Here is a 20,145-nt window from a genome sequence, read left to right as displayed (position 1 = left end):
GATATTGCCCAACGTGATTACTACAAGGGGGTTCTTTGGTCGCCGAGTTATTTCGCGGGGAGTTGTGGTGGCGCACCAATATCCATTATCCACCAGTACATTGAGCAACAGGAAACACCGAGTTAGTTAAAAAACCGCGCCTTATATCCCCGACCTGAAGGACGGGATTTTACGGTGCTTTGGATAAAAAAAGAGCAAAGTGCGTAATGAATACAAAGGTAGGGATGGACCCTTTGTGTTCAACACTTTGCTCTCTTTATTTAGTTACGCACCTCTCGTAAGAGGTGCTATTTTCACAAGGCGTATGAAAATATGTTATTTACGAGTAATGTTGTTCGCTTTTGGTTGAGCAATAGGTGACTGCTCAGCAAAGTATTTCACTACTGCATCAACATCTGGCACGCTGTAAACCGGATCTTTACCTTCTTTCAGTACAGAGAAGTTACTACCACCTGTTGCTAAGTATTCATTTGCAACTACACGGTAATTCGCTTTCATATCCACAGGCTTACCATCAATACGCATTGATTCAACAATCACACGTTGTCCAACAGGTGCTTTGCTGTCCCATGTATATTGGAAATTACCCGATACCGCTAATACTTGTGGACGTGAACGATCCCACTGTTGCTCTAATAAGCGTTTGATCTGCTCACCCGTTAATGTTTGTGTTAACAGTACATTAGAGAATGGTTGTACGGTATAAATAGCGTTATAAGAAACATCACCACCCGTCATATCAGCACGAATACCGCCACTGTTCATTAAGGCGATTTGTGCGCCACCCATATCTTTTGGTTTTGCCGTATATAAATGGGCATCAGCAATAACTTGACCTAGACCCGATTCGCCTGCATCGTTAGTTTGCTTGGTTAAGTTACCTTCTAGTTTACCAATAATACGGTTCGCTAATGGTGTAGCAATTTTCTCGTAAGCTTCTAACAGTTTAGTGACAGCAGGATCTTTTTCATATTTGCGGTTATCAACCCAAATATTACGCGCTTCTACATCAACAACATCTTTCGTTGTTTTATCTAATTTCAGGTCGATACGCGTTAACATGGCGCCATTAGATTGTGCAGAAGTCACTGATCTACCGTTAATAGTACAGTTATAAGCTTGGTGAGTATGACCCGTTACAACAAAGTCAACCGCTGGATCTAATTGTTCAACCACACCAAGTACTTTACCTGTAATACCATTACATGCGTTGATATTTACTGGACCACCATCACGGCGCTGTGCAGCACCTTCGTGGATCAGAACACCAATCGCCTGTACACCTTGAGCTTGTAACTTAGGCACTAAAGCGTTGATTGTTTTTGCTTCATTGTGGAAGCTTAAACCTTCAGTTCCTTTTGGTGTCACGATAGCCGCAGTACCTTCTAAAGTTAAACCAATAAAGGCAACCGGAATACCATTGAACTCTTTAATCACATATTCAGGGAATAACGTTTTACCTGTTTCGTTAACAGTCACGTTAGCCGCTAAATATTGGAAATCAGCACCTTTAAATTCAGTAGGACCTTGACAACCTGTAACTGGATGGCAACCACCGTTTTGCTTACGCAGTAACTCCCCCATACCTTTATCAAATTCGTGGTTACCTACTGAAGTTGCTTCTAAACCTGCTAATGACAGCGCTTCAATAGTTGGCTCATCATGGAACATTGAAGATAACAGTGGGCTAGCACCAACCATATCACCGGCAGCTACCACAATATTATTTGGGTTATCTTTTTTCAGCTCTTTGACCAGCGTAGCCATATGCTCAATGCCACCAGGCTTGTTTGGACCTGGTGCTTTTAATGCACCATGGAAGTCATTGAGTGCAATCACACGGACATCAACGACGTTCGCTTCGTCATAATTTTTAGCACAACCTGCTAATAAGACGGAGCTTACTGCAAGGGCTACGAGTTTATATTTATGGTTCATTTAAGTTTTATCCCTAGATCAATATTCACGTTTCGGACAATCAATCACTTCGAAATCTTTGCTATAACAAATATAGAATTCATCTCGATTAATTTGAATTTCTTTATCCTTCAATGATGGATTATTTTCTTTTAAGAACTTAATCAATTCACTATTTGAAGGGCGGCCTTCTGGTAACACTAATGCGTCAAATAACGCTTGTTGCTGACCAAAGAATGCTTCTGGCGTATCAAAGGCACAAACGCCATGTTTTTCCCATTCACCTTGCAATAAATCGATACCCGGTGATGAACATAAGTAAGGTTTAATCGCTGAGTATTCTAATGGTGGTAAATCCCCTTTGCATAAACGAGGATGCTTGCGTATGTCTTTCCAGTCACGGCATTCATCCCATGATTTACCATCGCAGGTTTCAGCCCATAGCCCATGAACAATCCAGCCAAATTTATTATCTGAGAAACACTGGATTTCAAATTTATCGAATTCGCGTTTAGCACGCTCTTTTTCGTTATCGTTATTTAAACGCTTAATATTATTTTTTTTATAATCACAAAAAGCCGGTGAGTAATTAATGGCTAATTTAAAGTAATCTGTTGATGCTTTACTATTTTGACCATAACGATCATTTGTCGCAATATAGTCATAATTGGCAGTAGGTGCATCAGGTAAAATACAAGATACGCCTTCAACTAATTTTGCTTGCGGTTTTAATGGTTGTTTAACTTCAGGTGCTTGTGTCACACAACCCGCTAAAATAACAGCTAAAATAGCAGGTAATAGCTTTATAAAGCGCATAAAATCCCCTTAAAGAGCAATAACTGCACTCTTTCACGCCAAAACATGAGAACGACCTGCCCGAATGGACAGGTCTATAAGATTATTTCTTCTCAGTTAGGTCGATTTTGTAAATTGCAAAACCGATATCGTCATTTTCCACAAAGGTCATTGGATACTGAGCAAAATCTTTAATAAAGTTAGCGGCTTTTTCACTTGGTGAAGTTTCAAAGCGAACATCTAATTGTTTATCTGTCTTGATCGGTAAGAAAGACCAATTATTCGCAGCTTTTGTTGCAACTTCGCCATTTTCTTTCGTTTGCTTAGCAATATAAGAAGCTAAGATTGCACGGTTTTCATCTGGTGATGCAAAGGCAATATTGCTTTCACCTGTACCCGCAAATTTACCACCGTATCCACGATAGTTATTGGTTGCAATTAAGAAAGTTGCTTTAGGATCGATAGGTTTGCCTTGGTAAGTGACATTTTTGATACGGTTTGCATCTTTATTGACAACTTGGCAATCAACGTCATATTTAGCAGGCTGAGTTAAATCAACTTTATACTCTACGCCACTGATAGTGTCGAAGTTATAAGTACGGAAACCATCCCAGTTGATTAAGTATTGTGGTTTGGTTGAGTTAGGATCAACTTGGTTCCACATACCCGCTGAACATTCTAACCACTCAACAACATCTGCACCGGTTGCTTTTACAACCACTAATGTATTTGGATACAGATATAAGTCTGCTGCGTTACGGAATGTTAAGTCACCCTTTTCTACTTCAACGAAGTCTGCAGGTGCATTTTTACGTCCGCCGGCTTTAAATGGTGCTGCTGCACCTAATACTGGCAGGCCGTCTAAGTTCGGATCACCTTGAATAAAGTGTTTAGTATAATCAACCTGTGCATCGTTAACGATTTGTACCGTTGGATCACTTTGTACTAAAGCTAAGAAGCTATACATATTAGCTGACGCTTTACCAATATGTTTTCCGACGAAATCACGAGTACCTTGGTGTGCTTTTTCAATGATTTGCGCTAACTCGGCATCACGTTCAACTAATGCTTTTTTGTTTGCTTTATCAAAGATAGGACGCGCTTCACCTGTTGCTTGGGTCATCACCCATTTGCCGCTGTCGTTATTGATAACCATATCGACAACACCTAAGTGATCACCCCATTGGCCTGGCATTACTGCTGGAGCACCATTTACAGTGCCTTTAGCAACATCAACACCTTTAATGCCTTCAAATTCTTTACTTGGGAATACGCCGTGAGCATGACCAAACATAATAGCGTTAATGCCATCAACTTCACTCAGATAATAGACTGAGTTTTCAGCCATAGCTTTATAAGGTTCAGAAGAGAAACCAGAGTGAGGGATAGCCACAATCAGATCCGCACCCTCTTTTTTCATTTGAGGAACGAATTTTTTCGCTGTTTCTGTAATATCATTGACAACGACTTTTCCATCCAGATTGGCTTTATCCCAGATTAAAATCTGTGGTGGTACAAAGCCGATATAACCAATCTTGATAGTGTGCTCTTTGCCATCACGATCTTTTACTGGTGTATCAACAATGATATAAGGTGTGAAATAGTTTTTGCCTGTTTTCGCATCCATGATATTGGCATTGATATATGGGAATTCAGCGCCCGCAATGGCTTTTTTCAGGTAATCTAAACCATAGTTAAATTCATGATTACCAAAGTTACCTACGGTATACCCCATGGTATTCATTAACTGGTGCGCTGGATGAGCTTCCCCTTTCTCTAAGCCTTTAGCTGCTTGATAGTCAGCCAGTGGACTACCTTGGATCAAGTCACCGTTATCCACTAAAATCGCATTGGTTGCTTCAGCTTTCGCGGCTTTAATTAAATTCGCCGTACGAACATAACCAAACTGTTCTGTTGGTTTGTCTTTGAAGTAGTCAAAGTCGATTAAGTTACTGTGAACATCCGAAGTCTCCATAATACGGAGATCGACTGTCGCAGCATTCACATTGAATGCGACCAACATTGCTAATGTTGAGATTTTCAACACATTCTTAACCATTACACACCCCTTATATATTGGTTAACAGGAGAGCACAGTTGCTCTCCTTTTATTACTTCTGTCAAACAATACTTGCTTTGATAAAACTAGAAGTACAGACGCATACCAGTTTCAAAGATATATTGTTTTTTATCTTCATAAGCTGGGTTTTCGCTACGAGCATCATCATATGCCATTTCAGCGAATAAACGTAAGTTGTTGTATTTAGATACCGCAAAACGTTTATCTACACCCACAGTATAGGTTTCTTTTTTGTAGTTGAAAGTGTTAGCATCGCCATCACGCAGGTAATAACCCGCATACATACCACTTTCGATACGATCCCAGTGCCATTTCACACCAACACCATATAAATTCGCTTTCCAATCGCCTTTAACTGAGTTCCATTTATAGTCTTTCTCAGTTGCACCTTCTCTTAAGGTTAAGCCAGTATTTTTACCGCGAGATTGACCATAGTCGATACCGATAGAGAATTCGCGACCAGGGAAGAAGTATTCAGCACCGAATGCTAAGATACTATTTTCTGGTTTTTTATTACCAACAACACTATCTGGGTATAGATTAGGCTCACCTACAGCTGCTGAGTAACCCGCATCAAACTCTAAACCGAAAGTTGATTTATAGAAACCAACGACAGAATAGGCATGACGGATATCACCGGTTCTGCGATCGCCATTTTTTCCATCACCATCATTATCTTTACCATCTTTACCCGTTAAAGTTGCCGCTAATTTAAAGCCTTCATAACGGTTTGTTTCAATAAAGATAGTTTGTGGTAAACGGGTCATAAAGTTGTTTTTACCAACCCCTTTACTTGAATAACCTACTGCACGGCCTAATACATCACTAAAGTAAAATACCCCTGTATTACCATAGCCGTAGCTTGATTTTTTCACCCAGTCAATTGGGATATAAGTACGACCAAATTGGATTTGTCCATAATCACGATGAGAAAAACCGACATAGCCTACGCGGTTGTACAGATCAAAGTTTGTTTTCTCATTATCACTGTTGGTTTTTTGAGTATCTGAACCCCACTCTAACTTACCAAACACTTTGATATCGTTAGTCAGTTCATGGGAACCAAAGAAACCGATACGGCTACCATCATCACGCATACGCATTTCATGATCTTTACTTGTCACTTGCGTTTTTAAACGGAACTGACCGTTAACATCAAAACGTGTACCTTTATCGTTGTACACATTTACTGCGTTTGCAGATCCCGACAGAACCAATAAACCTACCAGCGCTGCTAAAGGCTTTAAGCTTTTCATGATTAAAATACCCATCTATTTTCTATAGTTTTATGATTTTCTTTCTAAGGTTAAAAATAATACCGCCGTCTATGATTAACCCTGATTTCAGTTCAAAGAGCCGCCGCCACGGATCTCAAACAAGAAAATCGCTTTTACAACCGTTCATTTTTATAACTGCTATTATTACTCTACTTAATTTTCTTACAGGCTTTAATTTCCTTGACACAGAGATATTCACCAATAAGACACAAAAATAATGTCCTCATTACTATTTAAATAAGGGCATTGCTTTTATTTCTATCCACAAATCGAGTAGAGCATTGAATTTTCGCTGGCATGTTACTCAAAAAAAAGCCTAACTTTCGTGATATAACCCACAATTACATCAAAGTATATTTTCATGGTTACATACCTGAGTGATGAGCTTCACAATTAAGCTTAAAGATACGTATTTTTTGAACTTAATCAACTTTTTCAAAATACCATTTTTTAATTTTTCTTTTATATTTCATTTTGTTACATAGCTAATGTTTTTGCTAATAAAAAAATTTACCTTGCTATTTAATATATTTAAAAGGACGTATTATTTTTAACCACTAAATAAATAACCCTAAAGATTTAAATATTATTATCTCAATTCTATAATTTTCTATTTTTATATTTACTTGTTATTTAAATAAGCTTAAAAATAAATTTAACTACAATTTAACTCGCAGTAATGAATGACCTACACACTTTATAAGGATAATTAACTAAAAATATCAACCAAGATAGGACAAGAGTAAGGTTTAATTACAATCTCTAATCAATGTTTGTTTATGAACGACGGATTCTATTAATCATAACTAAAGCTAAACTATAACCATAGTTAACATAAAAAGGCTATTTATGCGTTTTTGTCAATTTTCCGCAAAAAAATATTTATATTTGTGATTTAGATCACCATCGTTACCATGAAAAACAACCTGTTACTTTTTCTTAAAACTGTGATAAAAATCACATCCAATCGTCAAGATAAATTTTCTTTTGTAAATTAATGCAGAGATAAATCTGAAAGTGTTGCAAAGAAAGCGTTCAAAAATAGGATAAAAACCCAACTACGTGATAATTATCACATTACGACAATCCTTGAGATTTAGATTATCTCTCCCGTAAAACGATAAGTTAATTAGCAACAAATAAGAATAAAACTCATTTTCATAAAGTAATTTTACTAATTATTCGATTCAGCTTGAACACTGTTTTTATACTGTGAGCCGATAATAAATTTCTTTTAAAGGATATTACCTTTTAGATACTGCTAACATTCAGTATCATATTGCTGTTAATCATGATTAAGGGGAATGTCAGATGCTGTGGTTTAAAAATATTTTGGTCTATCGCTTAAATAAAGAGATAGCGCTGTCAATGGATGAGTTAGAACAACAGCTGGCTTCATTAGCATTCACCCCTTGTAGTAGCCAAGATATGACCAAAACGGGTTGGGTTTCACCTATGGGTGATCGTGGCGAAGCACTTATCCATGTTGCAGGTAAACAAGTCATGATGTGCGCACGGAAAGAAGATAAGATCCTCCCCGCCACCGTCATTAAGCAAACGCTACAAGATAAAGTTGAAAAGTTAGAGGGTGAACAAGGTCGTAAATTAAAGAAAACCGAAAAAGCGACATTAAAAGATGAAGTTGTCCACACGTTACTTCCTCGCGCATTTAGCAAATTCTCACAAACCTTTATTTGGTTAGATTTAGATAAACAATTAGTGATTGTTGATTCAGGTAGTGCAAAACGTGCCGAAGATAATTTAGCCTTATTGCGTAAAACATTAGGTTCGCTACCCGTGGTTCCACTCAATTTTAATGAGTCTGTCGAATCAAAAATGACACAATGGGTTCGTTCCGGTGAACTCCCTGCTGGTTTTACATTAATGGATGAAGCCGAGCTTAAAGCGGTATTAGAAGAAGGTGGCGTGATACGTTGTAAGAAACAAGAGCTTGTCTCTGATGAAATTGCCACTCATATTGAAGCCGGTAAGTTTGTCACCAAGCTTTCTCTTGATTGGGAAGATCGCCTGCAATTCATGCTTTGTGATGATGGCTCTATCAAGCGCATTAAATTTAGTGATACCTTGCGTGAGCAAAACGATGATATTGATAAAGCCGATTTTGCCCAGCGTTTTGATGCCGATTTTGTCTTAATGACAGGTGAACTAAGCGCGCTAATTGAAAGGGTTATCGAAGTACTTGGTGGTGAAGCCGAGTAATTTTATCACCCGATATCATAGTACAAAAAAACAGCCTATCTCACGCTATGATCAGGCTGTTTTTTTATCAATTATTCCGCCGCTATTTTTGAATTAAATAGCGTATTGTCGGCCCATCTTGCTGAATATCTAATACGGTATAACCGTAGTTTTTCGCATCTAAGGGAATATTATTAATAGACTGAGGACAATCGCTTACCACTTCAAGGATCTCACCTTTTTTCAGTGACGGCATCGCTTCTAATGTTGCCACCGCAGGATAAGGACAAGGCTCACCGACCATATCAAGACGATAATCTGGCACTATGGTTTTTTTCTCGTTCATGCGATTTCCTTATTAATTTGTGTTGAAAGCGCTTGCGCTTGCTGCGCTCTTTTGCGGAAAAAATGTTTTTCCCACCAAAGTAGTAATATAAAAGAGAGACCAAGTAGCAGGTAGGTGATGGCTAATCCACCAACTGGACCAAAAGTATCTAATAGGTTGATTTTATCGTAGTCGGTAGCCAGTACCGCAGAAAAATCATCCCAATAATACGCCAGTATTGTTGAACCAATCACGTTACCTAAGCCTACCCACCAAAAGTGGATCTGCCCTTCAACAGCACGATACATCCAGCCTGTTTCACAACCACCAGCAAGCACGATACCAAAACCAAACAACAAACCACCAATAACTGCATTAGGACCGGCCCACATAATTTTCGGTGCAGCACCTAATTGTACATAGCTAAAAATACCCACCGCACTTACCGCCATACCGATAATAATCGCTTTCGCCATATGCGTTCTACCGGTTATCCATAAGTCACGAAATGCGGAAGTAAAACAGATTTGTGCACGTTCAATTAAGATCCCAAAGCCAATTCCCCCCAGCATAGCAAAGCCGAGTTTGGGTGAATCAAATAGAATGATTAATGACCATGCGATCATGGCAAAAAAGATAACCATCCCCAATCGAAAGCGACGTTTTGCACGTTGTTTATCTTGCGTAATAGGTGATGCTTTACTGACTTTTTGCAGTTTTACCGGTATACGAAATAGTGGCATTAATGAAAGTTTGGCACCAAAATAAGAGCCAATAGCAGTAGCAACAGCAAAGAACCAAGCATGCAATGAAAATTGAGGAATACCGGTAAAGAATGCCGCGAGGTTACACCCCATGGCTAAACGTGCACCAAATCCGGCAATAATACCGCCCAAAACGGCCTGAAGAATACGCACTTTATGTTGAGGATGACGAAGTTTGACATTATTGGCCCAAAGTGCTGCCATAATACAACCACCAAACATCCCAATAATCATTACCCCATCAATACGAGTGAGTGGTGTCCCTTCAAGACCAATGATTTTAAAGTAACCCCATTCTTCTGGATGCGCACCAAACCATTGCATCACATGACCGCCCCAGCGAGTAAACTCACCAGTAACTGCCCAGAAAGTGCCGGTTAGACCAAAGTAGTAAGTAGATAAGATACCTGCTGCAATAACCGCCGGAAGAGGCTTCCAGAAACGGATCAGGTATTGAGATTTAAATTCTGACCAAGACATGTTTTTCCCTAGAACTTACCCCCACGAGAGACCCTCTCCACGCAGTAGGATTGGTCGAACATGTTACTCCAAAAATATTTTTATCAAAGGATCAGAATTAAGATAAATGACAGAAGTTTGCGTTATAACAAACTTCTGTAACAGAGAAATAACTTATGAGTATTTAAAAGATCAGTTGAGTGATTTGATTTAATTAACAAATACGGGGTAATGGCTCGTTATAAGGGAGATCTAAAATACGACTTGTGCCAAAAATTCCCGTTAAACGAATATAACGCTCTTCAGTTACTTCACCAATGGTACAAGCATCTTGGCCTAAAGTATGTTGATGCAAAGCCTCAAGAACTTGTTTTTCTGCTTGCGGTGACACGACTAATACAATTTTACCTTCGTTAGCAAAATTGAGTGCTTCCAGCCCTAATAATTCACACACACCACGTACAGACTGTTTCATTGGCAGTTTGTTTTCATATACATTCATGCCACAGCCACAGGCTTGAGAAAACTCATGTAAAATAGCGGTCACGCCACCACGAGTTGCATCACGTAATGCACGAATACCGTCAATTTGACGTAAAGGCGCGATCATTGGTTCAAGCACGGCACAGTCACTTTGCAGATCAGCTTCCAATCCTAAATTTTCACGTAAATTTAAGATAGTGGCACCATGATCGCCTATTGTACCGCTGACGATGATCTTATCGCCGGCTTTAATGTGACTTGCTGCCCAATCAATTTTACTTGGGATCACCCCAATACCCGCAGTATTAATGAAGATCTTATCCGCAGCACCACGAGGAACCACTTTGGTATCCCCCGTTACAATCTGAATACCTGCTTGTTGTGCGGCTTTTGCCATCGCCATCACCAATGTTTCTAGCGTTTCAAAAGCAAGTCCCTCTTCTAAAATAAAACCACAAGAGAGATAGCGAGGTACAGCCCCACCTACAGAAAGATCGTTTGCGGTTCCGCAAACAGATAATTTACCAATATTTCCACCTGGGAAAATGATCGGATCAATCACATAACTGTCGGTACTAAATGCCAGACGATCGCCCTGTGCTGTGAGATCGGCTAATGCAATACGAGCCTGATCTTCTTTTTCATTCAATAATGGATTATCGAATGCTTTCAAAAATAGCCCTTCGATAAGTTGTTGCATACCTTGCCCACCATTTCCTTGAGCTAAGGTGATTTCATCAGGTTGTTTCATATATTACCTTCACGGCGATACTGATAATAAGCCGCACATGCACCTTCTGATGACACCATTAAGGCACCTAATGCCGTTTCTGGTGTACAACTTTTACCAAATAATGGGCAATCAGAAGGTTTGCATCGTCCGGTTAATACATCGCCACAGCGTGATTGTGGATTATCAGCCACTTGTTGTGGTGCTGGTGTAAAACGTCGTTCAGCGTCAAACTCAGCGTAAGCGGGTGTTAGTTGAATACCAGACATAGGGATCTCCCCAAGTCCACGCCATTCACTGCTCTCTTTTAGCATAAAAACATCTTTCAATGCTTTTTGCGCAAGTTTATTGCCTTCATTAGGGACAATACGACTATATTGATTTTCAATACTTAAAACATAATCTGCATTCTCAGCTTTTGCTTTAAGCTGTTTTACTACCATCAGTATAGCTTGTAATAAATCCAACGGTTCAAAACCTGTCACCACAAAGGTTTTTTCAAATTCATCACATAAAGGTTGATAAGGCGTGCAGCCAATCACCATACTGACATGACCGGGGGCAATAAAACCATCAATACGTACATCTTCTTGCTCTAATAAGCAACGTAAAGTCGGTACGATAGTAATGTGCTGACAAAATAGCGAAAAATTTTTCAGTCCACGTAATTTCGCTTGTTGCAGCGTCATCGCCGTACTTGGCATGGTAGTTTCAAAGCCTAAGCCAAAAAATACCACTTGTTTATCAGGGTTATCTTGCGCAATTTTTAATGAATCAAGCGGTGAGTAAACAATACGGATATCACTACCGCGACGACGAGCATCAAGCATTGAACCATGACGACCGGGCACCCGCATCGCATCACCGAAAGTACAGAAAATGACTTCTGGACGGGCTGCAATTTCTAAGCAAGCATCAATGCGCCCCATAGGTAACACACATACCGGGCAACCGGGACCATGAACAAACTCAATCTCTTGTGGTAATAAGCGGTCGAGACCAAATTTAAAAATGGCATGCGTATGTCCGCCACACACTTCCATAATCTGTAATGGGCGAGTGATGGGATGAGGCCATTGTGAAATAGTTTCACGTATTTGAGCTAATAATGCTTTGGCCAATTCGGGATCACGAAATTCATCAACGTATTGCATCATCAGCCTCTTCAAGGGTAACACCATATACATGTTGTAATGCATCCAGAGTATCTTGAGCTTCTTGTTCATCAAGAATACTCATGGCAAATCCAACATGAATAAGCACCCACTTATCTAATAACTCTGACGGGTCACCCTCACAAACCATAGAGATATTGACGGCACGTTTTACGCCACTGACTTCAGCATAAGCGAGTTGGTGGACGTCATCGCCCACCTCAACTATCTTGGCAGGAACACCTAAGCACATAAACGGCTCTCCAACCAAGCTAACCACTCTTCCATACCTTCGCCAGTTGTCGCAGATAATGCAATGATCTCAATATTAGGATTAACGCGACGCGCTGATTCAATGCAAGCTTGCACATCAATATTAAGATGTGGTACTAAATCAATTTTATTGATAATCATCAGATCTGCAGCGGCAAACATATGTGGATATTTTAATGGTTTATCTTCCCCTTCCGTTACCGAAAGGATAGCCACTTTATGTTTTTCACCCAGATCAAAACTGGCAGGGCAAACCAGATTGCCAACATTTTCAATAAAGAGAATACTGTTGTCTTTTAAACCTAATTGATGGGTAGCATCATGCACCATTTGTGCATCAAGGTGACAACCTTTACCCGTATTGACTTGAATAGCAGCAACCCCGGTTTCACGAATACGATCAGCATCATTCGTCGTTTGCTGATCACCTTCAATCACCGCACAAGGTACACGTTGCGTTAGCTGTTTTAACGTTTGAGTTAGCAACGTTGTTTTACCGGAGCCGGGACTTGAAACTAAATTCAGCGCCAATACATTTTGCTGGGCAAAATGTTCACGATTATGAACGGCAATTCGATTATTTTTATCCAGTACATCCATCTCAATTTTTAACATTCGTTTTTGGCTAATTCCGGGAGCATGAGTACCAGCTTCCCCTTGCCCATAATGCATGTTGTCATTATCAATAACTGGACTAAATTGTTCTTCGTGTTCATGGCTATGTTCGTGAGCATGGCTATGTTCGTGAGCATGGCTATGTTCATGCTCATGGCTATGAGTATGTTCACGAGAATGTGCATGATGATCGTCATGCCCATGATGATGCTCATGGAACACTTGGGCTTCATTTTGCTGTGCATCATGATAAAAATGGAGATGAACATCGCCACTATTATGGTAATGGTGATGATGAATAATGATAGGCTGACCATGAGTTTCGTAATTGTGCTTATGCTTTTGCTCAGACTTATCAATATATTTATGAACAGTATTCGCTGGAGTAGCATTGTGTTCATGATGATGATCATGCCCATGATGATGGTGATGACCGTGATGGTGATGGCCATGGTCGTGATGATCATGGTCGTGAGAGTGATGGTGGTGATCGTGTGAATGAGGCGCTACGCCTTCAATGCTGACATTACCTTCACCACAACCGCAAGTGCTACACATATTCTGACTCCTGACTATTCAATAAGAAGAATTTGACTCGGTGTCGCGTAAACGTTCTACATTATGATCTTAACTGACCACGAAACAGGGAACGCCGACTTAAATCAACTTCTGTGACGGATTGTGTCTGAACAGGAAGAGAAAGAGCCATTTTTGCACTGTTTTCTGCTAACTCAACCGCTTGCTCACCTTGTAAATGGCGATCAAGTGGCGACATTAATGAACAAGCCAGATATTGAGCACCATTAGCAAGTTCACCAACGACAAATTTAACCTGACCACAAGGAAGCGCTAAGGCGATACGCTCACCAATTTTACGTCTTGGCCACTCTTGTGATGGCCCAGGCAACACAATAAGCTCTAGCATCCAAGGCGTTAAAATTGTTCCAATCCATTGCTTTTCAAATAAAGTAAATCCCCCTGCTTTTACGGGAATATTTTCTCTATAAAAAGGCAATGCTTGCATCTCTTTTTTGGCAATCTCTCGAAAACTGCTTTCAAGTAATTCAATAGGTGGTTCATCGTATCCCGTGATATCCCAATTTAATTCACTCATGCTGTTACCTCTTTAGGGGTTACGGTGATCCCATGTTCACGCAAAATATTAACCACTTGTTCAAGTGCTATTTCCATCGATTGCTGACCAATATCTGACAATGACATACTTGGCGCTAATGAAGCAGGTTCAATACCCACTAAAATCAGTTTGCGAGGAAATTCATCGGTCATACGTAAAGCCATTAATACATCCGACAGCCCGAGTTGATGCGGTGAAATTTTCTGGGTAAATAATGCAGGTACATCATCATCATGTAATACAAAGATACTGCCCGGCTCGTGCTGGCTTCTTACTGCATCAGCAACAATCAATAAATCTCTTGCAGCAATATCTTGCAAAATTTCCATGCCTGATGTGCCACCATCAATAACATCGACGTTCTCCGGTAAAGAGAAGCGCTCTTCGAGCGCTTCTACGATACGAACACCAATGCCTTCATCGCTTAGTAATAAATTACCAATACCTAAGACAAGTGTACGCATTACAATACCTTCACCTTACTTAATTCTTTACCTGTTAAATCAACCATATGCACAGCACAAGCCATACATGGGTCGAAAGAGTGAATGGCTCTTACCACTTCCAGAGGTTTGTTAGGATCAGCCACCGGCGTTCCCACTAGTGATAACTCATAAGGACCCGGTTCATCATTAAAGTTACGAGGACCCGCATTCCATGTTGAAGGAACAACTGCCTGATAGTTTGTGATTTTGCCATCTTTAAAGACTATCCAGTGAGATAGCATACCGCGCGAAGCCTCTTCAAAACCGACGCCACGATACTCTTTACCCGGCTCAAACTCAGGTTTAATAAAGGAAGCAGTATCTCCACGGCCAATATTATCAACCAGTGATTGCCATAAGAAGTTAAGCGAATCTTGTAATACACAAGCATGAACAGTACGACCAATAATGCGTCCCCAAGTTGACTCTAACTGCTCTGTCACCAAGGTTTGACCGGTTAATTTGGTGTAGATCTGATTAACTTCGTTATAGTGTTTTACTGTACCTTCATGTTTACCCGCTAAACCACACACTAACCATGCTAAAGTACCTACTTCTACAGGTTTGCCGTAAAATGTGGGTGACTTAACCCATGAGTATTTATTATTTTCATCCCAACCGGTGTATTTAGGACGAGTTAAACCTTCCCATGGTTTTAATGGTTCATCATCTTCATACCATGCGTGTTTACCACTCTCTTCAATGCCGTCTTTCAGGTTTTGATCTTTCCAATCTTTGATTGGACGATAAGTAGAAAAATCAACGCCTTCCATATAGCCACCTGAGAGTAAAAACTCAGTATTATTGCCATTAATAGGCAATTCAGGCACAGATAAGTAGTAATTAGCCCCTTTACCGATTTTTAACCACTCTGGATAATAAGCAGCAAAAATAGCAGTATCCACTTTATAAACTTGTTCAATAAAATCACCCAAGTTATCAATAAAGTGTTTTACATACATTAAACGTTCTAAATTGAGAACATTCGGTGCATCAAGGTTAATTGGGTTAGCAACACCGCCCACAGCTAAGTTTTGAATATGCGGTGTTTTACCCCCTAACACGGCAACAATGCGGTTTGCATCGCGCTGGCATTCCAATGCTTGTAGATAGTGGGCTACCGCAATCAAGTTAACTTCAGGAGGTAATTTCATGGCTGAGTGACCCCAGTAACCATTAGCGAAAATACCTAACTGACCGCTATCAACCAAATCTTGAATTTTCTTCTGCACTTTTCTGAACTCTTCAGCAGAGTTCAATTGCCATTGAGAAACCCCTTTAAGCATCGCTGAGGCTTTTTCAGGATCTGCCTGTAATGCTGCCGTAATATCAACCCAATCCATCGCAGACAACTGATAGAAATGGACGATATGGTCATGAATAATGTGAGAAGCCAGAATTAAGTTACGGATATACTGAGCATTAACCGGAATATCCATCCCTAAGGCATCTTCTACAGCACGTACTGAGGCTATTGCGTGAACCGTTGTACAAACACCACAAATGCGTTGCACAATAATCCATGCATCACGAGGATCGCTTCCTTTTAGGATCTCCTCCATTCCACGCCACATAGTACCGGAAGACCAAGCTTTAACGACTTTTCCGTTATCGATTTCACAGTCGACGCGTAAATGCCCTTCAATACGGGTAATAGGATCAATAGTAATGCGTTGGCTCATGATTTAACCTCAGCCTTTTTTAATTGTATATTTGACTCTGTTTGTGCTGGTAGTACCGGCAGTAAACGGATAATAAGAATGTAAGCAGTAACTTCGAATGCAACGAAGCCAATAGAAATCAACAACTCACTTGCAGTTGGGAAATAGTGATAGCCGTTGCCTGGGTTATAAGCGACTAATGAATAGTTCATACGCCACATTGCCGCACCCACTAACATAAATAATGCGCAGACAAATAACATTCTTGGGCTACGACGATTATTTTTCAGGTGCATCAATACCAGAGGAATAAACAACAAGGCACTTTCTGCAAGGAATAACCAAGAGAACATATCCCCTTTAGCGATATAACTCAGCTTACCGTTCCAGATCACTTCACCCCAACGTAATACCAAGAAGGTGATCAGAAGTACTTCTATGATTTTAGTTAACTTGGTAAATAGCGGTGTTTCATCGTCATTAATAGTACGGCTCGCTTTTAATAAAGAACCTTCAAAAATAACAATAGTGAAACCGAGGATAAAGGCGGTTAATAAAGAGAACAGCGGTAGCATTTCATAAGATTGCCACAGAGGATGCACCTTCCAACCAGCCGAAATCATTAATGATCCCATGGAGGATTGGTGCATGGTTGGCAATAAGGCGCCTAGACCAATAATAAAGAACATCGCTTTATTAAGGCGTCTTAACGAAACTTTCCAACCTAAACGTTCCAGTAGTGCAGGTAAAAACTCTAATGCCATCACCATAATGTAGATGGTCATACAAGTTGCTGTTTCAAACAACACGGAGTTAACGTTAAAGTATTGAGGCATAAAGAAGTGAGGCATGTTCCAGTAACGACCAATATCGATTGCAATGGATAATCCACCTAACGAATAGCCGAACAAGCTCGCTAATAATGCAGGACGTACTAAGGGATGAAATTCACCTTTATTACAAACATAAACAGCCCATGCCAGTGCCCAACCACCACACGCAAAGCCTGTTCCGATAAGTAAGTCAAAGGCTATCCAAATACCCCAAGGATAACCGCCATTTAGATCGGAAACATCCCCAAGACCCAATACCAAACGCTTACCAATAAGAATAAAACCAAGCACAGCAAGCGGTAAAAACACTCTAACAGCTAAAGTAAATAACTTACCGCCAAGTGGACGAGGATCATGACTCGACATCGTTATCCTCCTTATGGTGTTCCTGCTCTTGTTTTTTACTATTACGGTTAACCAAATAAGTAATGCCCGCAAGCGCTGCTATTGGTAAAACCATACCTTTATACAGCGTATGTTGAATATGTTCAGAACGCGCACCCGTTGATAATGGAGCCACTTCTGGCATACCTAGGTTTTCAAAAGGCACCGCGGAAAGTACCATCACCTGCGTACCACCACCTTCAAACTCACCATAGATATGATCTTGATATTCTGGGATCTTATGTAGATAAGTATCGCCACCATTAATGGTTTGGCGTGGATAGTGATATTCTTCACCCGCTTTTTTCGCTAACCGGCGTTTTGCTTCTTCAAGCAACTCTTCACGAGTACCAAAAATCACAGCACCTGTTGGACAAACCTCAACACAGCCGGGTAATAAGCCTTTATCTAAGCGCTCTACCCCTTTTTGGTTACATAGTTCACATTTATAAAGCTTACCGAAGGGATCATCATAATCGTATTTAGGAATGTTATAAGGACAACCCACCATACAGTAACGACAACCTGTACAGATATCTGCATGATAATGCACAATACCGGTTTTCGGATCTTTGGTTAACGCTGAAACAGGACACACAGAAACACAGTTAGCATCAACGCAATGCATACATTGTTTCTTAATAAAGGCATAACCGTTTTCCAGTTGATCTTTATTTTCACCTGTTCCATCACGCCAAATTTGAATAATGTTATTTGTGTAAGGACTTAGTTTGTCATTGTTTGACCAGATCGGATCACCATTAGCATAAGTATCACCACGCTCCATGGGTTCCGGATGATTAATTTCCTGACATTTTGTCACACATGCTTGACAGCCTACACAGAGTGTAGAGTCATAGAGCATACCGAGAGCCCCAGGAATTGGAGGACGGTTCTGCGCCGCAGCATGACTCGCAGTGGGTGCCATTCCCGCAAGGAGAACCCCACCTGATGCCAGCTTAAAGAAATGACGCCTATTCACCGTTTATCCTCCTGTGAGGCTCCTGTGGTATTTTTGTCACGGCCTAATTGACGCACAGCCATCACACTTACCCCAGCAACAGCACCAACAACTGCACCTAATAAGCCTGCTGCACCATAAGAAACACCACCACCTTCTTTGGCGTTAACATCGGGTACTTGTGCTTTTGGTGTTGGCTGATAAACATTCGCAAGTTGGAAAATACCTTTCGTAAATCCGACACCCTCTTCATTACAGCCATAGCAAGGGTGACCAATACCAACAGGCCAAATTCCTCCACCAATATCGCAAAATTCTAATGTTGGGCAGTTACCGTAAGTTTCAGGTCCTTTACAACCTAAATGGTATAAACACCAGCCTTGGCGGTGTCCTTCATCACCAAATTCTTTAGCAAAACGACCCGCATCAAAATGAGGACGGCGTTCACAGTTTTCATGTATTAGACGCTCATATGCAAATAGCGGTCTGTTTTTGCTATCTAACTTAGGTAATGAATTAAAGGTAATAATATGTGCAACTGTAGCTAAGAAGTTATGTGGGTTTGGTGGACACCCTGGAATATTGATAACTGTTTTACCCGGTAAAATAGCTTCCAGTGATTTAGCGCCAGTAGGGTTACCTCCAGAAGCTGGCACACCACCCCATGCAGAACAAGAACCGATAGCAATAATTGCCGCCGCACCTTCAGCGGCTTCTTTGATATGCTCAAGAATAGGTTTGCCTGCCACCATACAGTAAATACCGCCATCTTTGTCAGGGATAGAACCGTCGACAACAAGGACGTATTTACCTTTGTATTTCTCCATCGCATTATGTTTGTTTTCTTCTGCTTGATAACCAAAAGCGGAAGAGAGCACTTCGTGATATTCAAGTGCGATAACATCCAGAACAAGGTTTTCAAGTGTTGGGTGAGTCGCACGTAATAAAGATTCCGTACAACCTGTACACTCTTGAGCACCAATCCAAATAACAGGTGGACGTTCAGGTGATGTCATTGCTTGTGACATTTGCGCGGCTGCTTTGCCGCTTAATCCCATGGTAGCTGATAACGCTGCGCACAATTTCATAAAATCGCGTCGGTTAATACCATGTTGGGAAAAAACATTATTCCCCAAGGCCATATATCTCTCCTGATATGATGATTTTTAATTGGAATAATTTTAAAACACCGCCTTTTTAACACTCCGACACAATAATGACTTGATCATTATCAAGCGATAATTCATTAAAAAATAAATTATTCTTTTATGCGAGAAAAAACGTTTCAGCTATTTAATGTTTAAGATGGATTTTTAATATATATGGTCAATTTAAAATTAATTATTCTTTATATAGTAATGATAAAATAAGTAGTAATAATTCTTATTATCAAAAAATGAGCTAATTAAAAATAATACAAATCATTTAAAATCAAATAGATACAGAAAACACAAAAAACAATCAATTTATAAGACAATATATTTAAAATAATACAAAAATAATAATTTATTATTTCTAATTTTCAACCCACATTATTAGAAATAACTTAATATATTTTTTTAATTATAAATATGATGGTTATTTTCATATTATCAACCTTTGTATTACATTATAT

Annotated in this window: 18 protein-coding genes; 2 read left to right on the top strand and 16 right to left on the bottom strand. The window is 40.0% G+C overall.

What is annotated here, in order from left to right; all coding sequences use genetic code 11:
- The coding region (locus ACYUCW_RS16225; protein ID WP_250269703.1) for a transposase at nt 1-126 on the top strand (126 nt) is incomplete at its 5' end.
- Nucleotides 127-315: 189 nt separating this feature from the next.
- On the opposite strand, the gene ACYUCW_RS16220 is transcribed toward ACYUCW_RS16225, so the two are convergent.
- The 4 genes from ACYUCW_RS16220 to ACYUCW_RS16205 all read right to left on the bottom strand — a co-directional run bounded on the left by ACYUCW_RS16220 (nt 316) and on the right by ACYUCW_RS16205 (nt 6,048).
- Complete coding sequence (locus tag ACYUCW_RS16220; protein ID WP_004245168.1) at nt 316-1,938, bottom strand: bifunctional metallophosphatase/5'-nucleotidase; 1,623 nt, start codon at nt 1,936-1,938, stop codon at nt 316-318.
- An 18-nt stretch (nt 1,939-1,956) separates the two neighbouring features.
- Complete coding sequence (locus ACYUCW_RS16215) at nt 1,957-2,733, bottom strand: ribonuclease T2 family protein (RefSeq protein WP_004245169.1); 777 nt, start codon at nt 2,731-2,733, stop codon at nt 1,957-1,959.
- An 82-nt stretch (nt 2,734-2,815) separates the two neighbouring features.
- Nucleotides 2,816-4,771, bottom strand: a complete 1,956-nt coding sequence (locus tag ACYUCW_RS16210) for a bifunctional 2',3'-cyclic-nucleotide 2'-phosphodiesterase/3'-nucleotidase (protein ID WP_460409019.1) — start codon at nt 4,769-4,771, stop codon at nt 2,816-2,818.
- A gap of 86 nt (nt 4,772-4,857) precedes the next feature.
- On the bottom strand, nt 4,858-6,048 hold the full coding sequence (locus ACYUCW_RS16205) for a porin (protein ID WP_223231988.1): 1,191 nt from the start codon (nt 6,046-6,048) through the stop codon (nt 4,858-4,860).
- Nucleotides 6,049-7,380: 1,332 nt separating this feature from the next.
- Here ACYUCW_RS16205 and rdgC point away from each other — a divergent pair.
- Nucleotides 7,381-8,289: a recombination-associated protein RdgC gene (gene rdgC / locus ACYUCW_RS16200; protein WP_163748828.1), complete on the top strand. Its 909-nt coding sequence runs from the start codon at nt 7,381-7,383 to the stop codon at nt 8,287-8,289.
- An 82-nt stretch (nt 8,290-8,371) separates the two neighbouring features.
- Here the strand turns inward: rdgC and yedF are convergent, their stop codons facing one another.
- From yedF to hybO, 12 genes are all read right to left on the bottom strand, one after another.
- Nucleotides 8,372-8,614, bottom strand: coding sequence for a sulfurtransferase-like selenium metabolism protein YedF (gene yedF, locus ACYUCW_RS16195; protein ID WP_004245173.1), 243 nt, complete (start codon nt 8,612-8,614; stop codon nt 8,372-8,374).
- Nucleotides 8,611-9,837, bottom strand: coding sequence for a selenium metabolism membrane protein YedE/FdhT (yedE, locus tag ACYUCW_RS16190; RefSeq protein ID WP_004245174.1), 1,227 nt, complete (start codon nt 9,835-9,837; stop codon nt 8,611-8,613). Before yedE ends, yedF begins: the two co-directional genes overlap by 4 nt.
- A gap of 193 nt (nt 9,838-10,030) precedes the next feature.
- Nucleotides 10,031-11,050: a hydrogenase expression/formation protein HypE gene (gene hypE / locus ACYUCW_RS16185; protein WP_004245176.1), complete on the bottom strand. Its 1,020-nt coding sequence runs from the start codon at nt 11,048-11,050 to the stop codon at nt 10,031-10,033.
- Nucleotides 11,047-12,183 carry a hydrogenase formation protein HypD gene (gene hypD, locus ACYUCW_RS16180; RefSeq protein ID WP_152964640.1) on the bottom strand — a complete coding sequence of 379 codons (1,137 nt, stop codon included), beginning with the start codon at nt 12,181-12,183 and terminating at the stop codon, nt 11,047-11,049. The genes hypE and hypD overlap by 4 nt, the downstream gene beginning before the upstream one ends.
- On the bottom strand, nt 12,170-12,436 hold the full coding sequence (hybG, locus tag ACYUCW_RS16175) for a hydrogenase maturation factor HybG (protein WP_004245178.1): 267 nt from the start codon (nt 12,434-12,436) through the stop codon (nt 12,170-12,172). Before hybG ends, hypD begins: the two co-directional genes overlap by 14 nt.
- Nucleotides 12,427-13,629: a hydrogenase nickel incorporation protein HypB gene (gene hypB / locus ACYUCW_RS16170; RefSeq protein ID WP_460409018.1), complete on the bottom strand. Its 1,203-nt coding sequence runs from the start codon at nt 13,627-13,629 to the stop codon at nt 12,427-12,429. Before hypB ends, hybG begins: the two co-directional genes overlap by 10 nt.
- Nucleotides 13,630-13,690: 61 nt before the next feature.
- Nucleotides 13,691-14,185, bottom strand: coding sequence for a hydrogenase-2 assembly chaperone (hybE, locus tag ACYUCW_RS16165; RefSeq protein WP_004245180.1), 495 nt, complete (start codon nt 14,183-14,185; stop codon nt 13,691-13,693).
- Nucleotides 14,182-14,670 (bottom strand): HyaD/HybD family hydrogenase maturation endopeptidase, encoded by a 489-nt coding sequence (locus ACYUCW_RS16160; protein WP_004245181.1) that lies wholly within the window; start codon nt 14,668-14,670, stop codon nt 14,182-14,184. The genes hybE and ACYUCW_RS16160 overlap by 4 nt, the downstream gene beginning before the upstream one ends.
- Nucleotides 14,670-16,373 carry a hydrogenase 2 large subunit gene (gene hybC / locus ACYUCW_RS16155; RefSeq protein ID WP_460409017.1) on the bottom strand — a complete coding sequence of 568 codons (1,704 nt, stop codon included), beginning with the start codon at nt 16,371-16,373 and terminating at the stop codon, nt 14,670-14,672. The genes ACYUCW_RS16160 and hybC overlap by 1 nt, the downstream gene beginning before the upstream one ends.
- The gene (hybB, locus tag ACYUCW_RS16150; protein WP_004245183.1) at nt 16,370-17,551 is read right to left on the bottom strand and encodes a Ni/Fe-hydrogenase cytochrome b subunit; all 1,182 of its coding nucleotides are present in this window, start codon (nt 17,549-17,551) and stop codon (nt 16,370-16,372) included. Before hybB ends, hybC begins: the two co-directional genes overlap by 4 nt.
- Complete coding sequence (hybA, locus tag ACYUCW_RS16145; RefSeq protein WP_004245184.1) at nt 17,538-18,551, bottom strand: hydrogenase 2 operon protein HybA; 1,014 nt, start codon at nt 18,549-18,551, stop codon at nt 17,538-17,540. The genes hybB and hybA overlap by 14 nt, the downstream gene beginning before the upstream one ends.
- Nucleotides 18,548-19,672, bottom strand: coding sequence for a hydrogenase 2 small subunit (gene hybO / locus ACYUCW_RS16140; RefSeq protein ID WP_004245185.1), 1,125 nt, complete (start codon nt 19,670-19,672; stop codon nt 18,548-18,550). The genes hybA and hybO overlap by 4 nt, the downstream gene beginning before the upstream one ends.
- Nucleotides 19,673-20,145 lie beyond the last annotated feature (473 nt).

It is taken from the genome of Proteus sp. MB838 (assembly GCF_054767435.1).
Note: the sequence above shows the minus strand (reverse complement) of the source record. Positions and strands in the feature narration are given on the sequence as shown.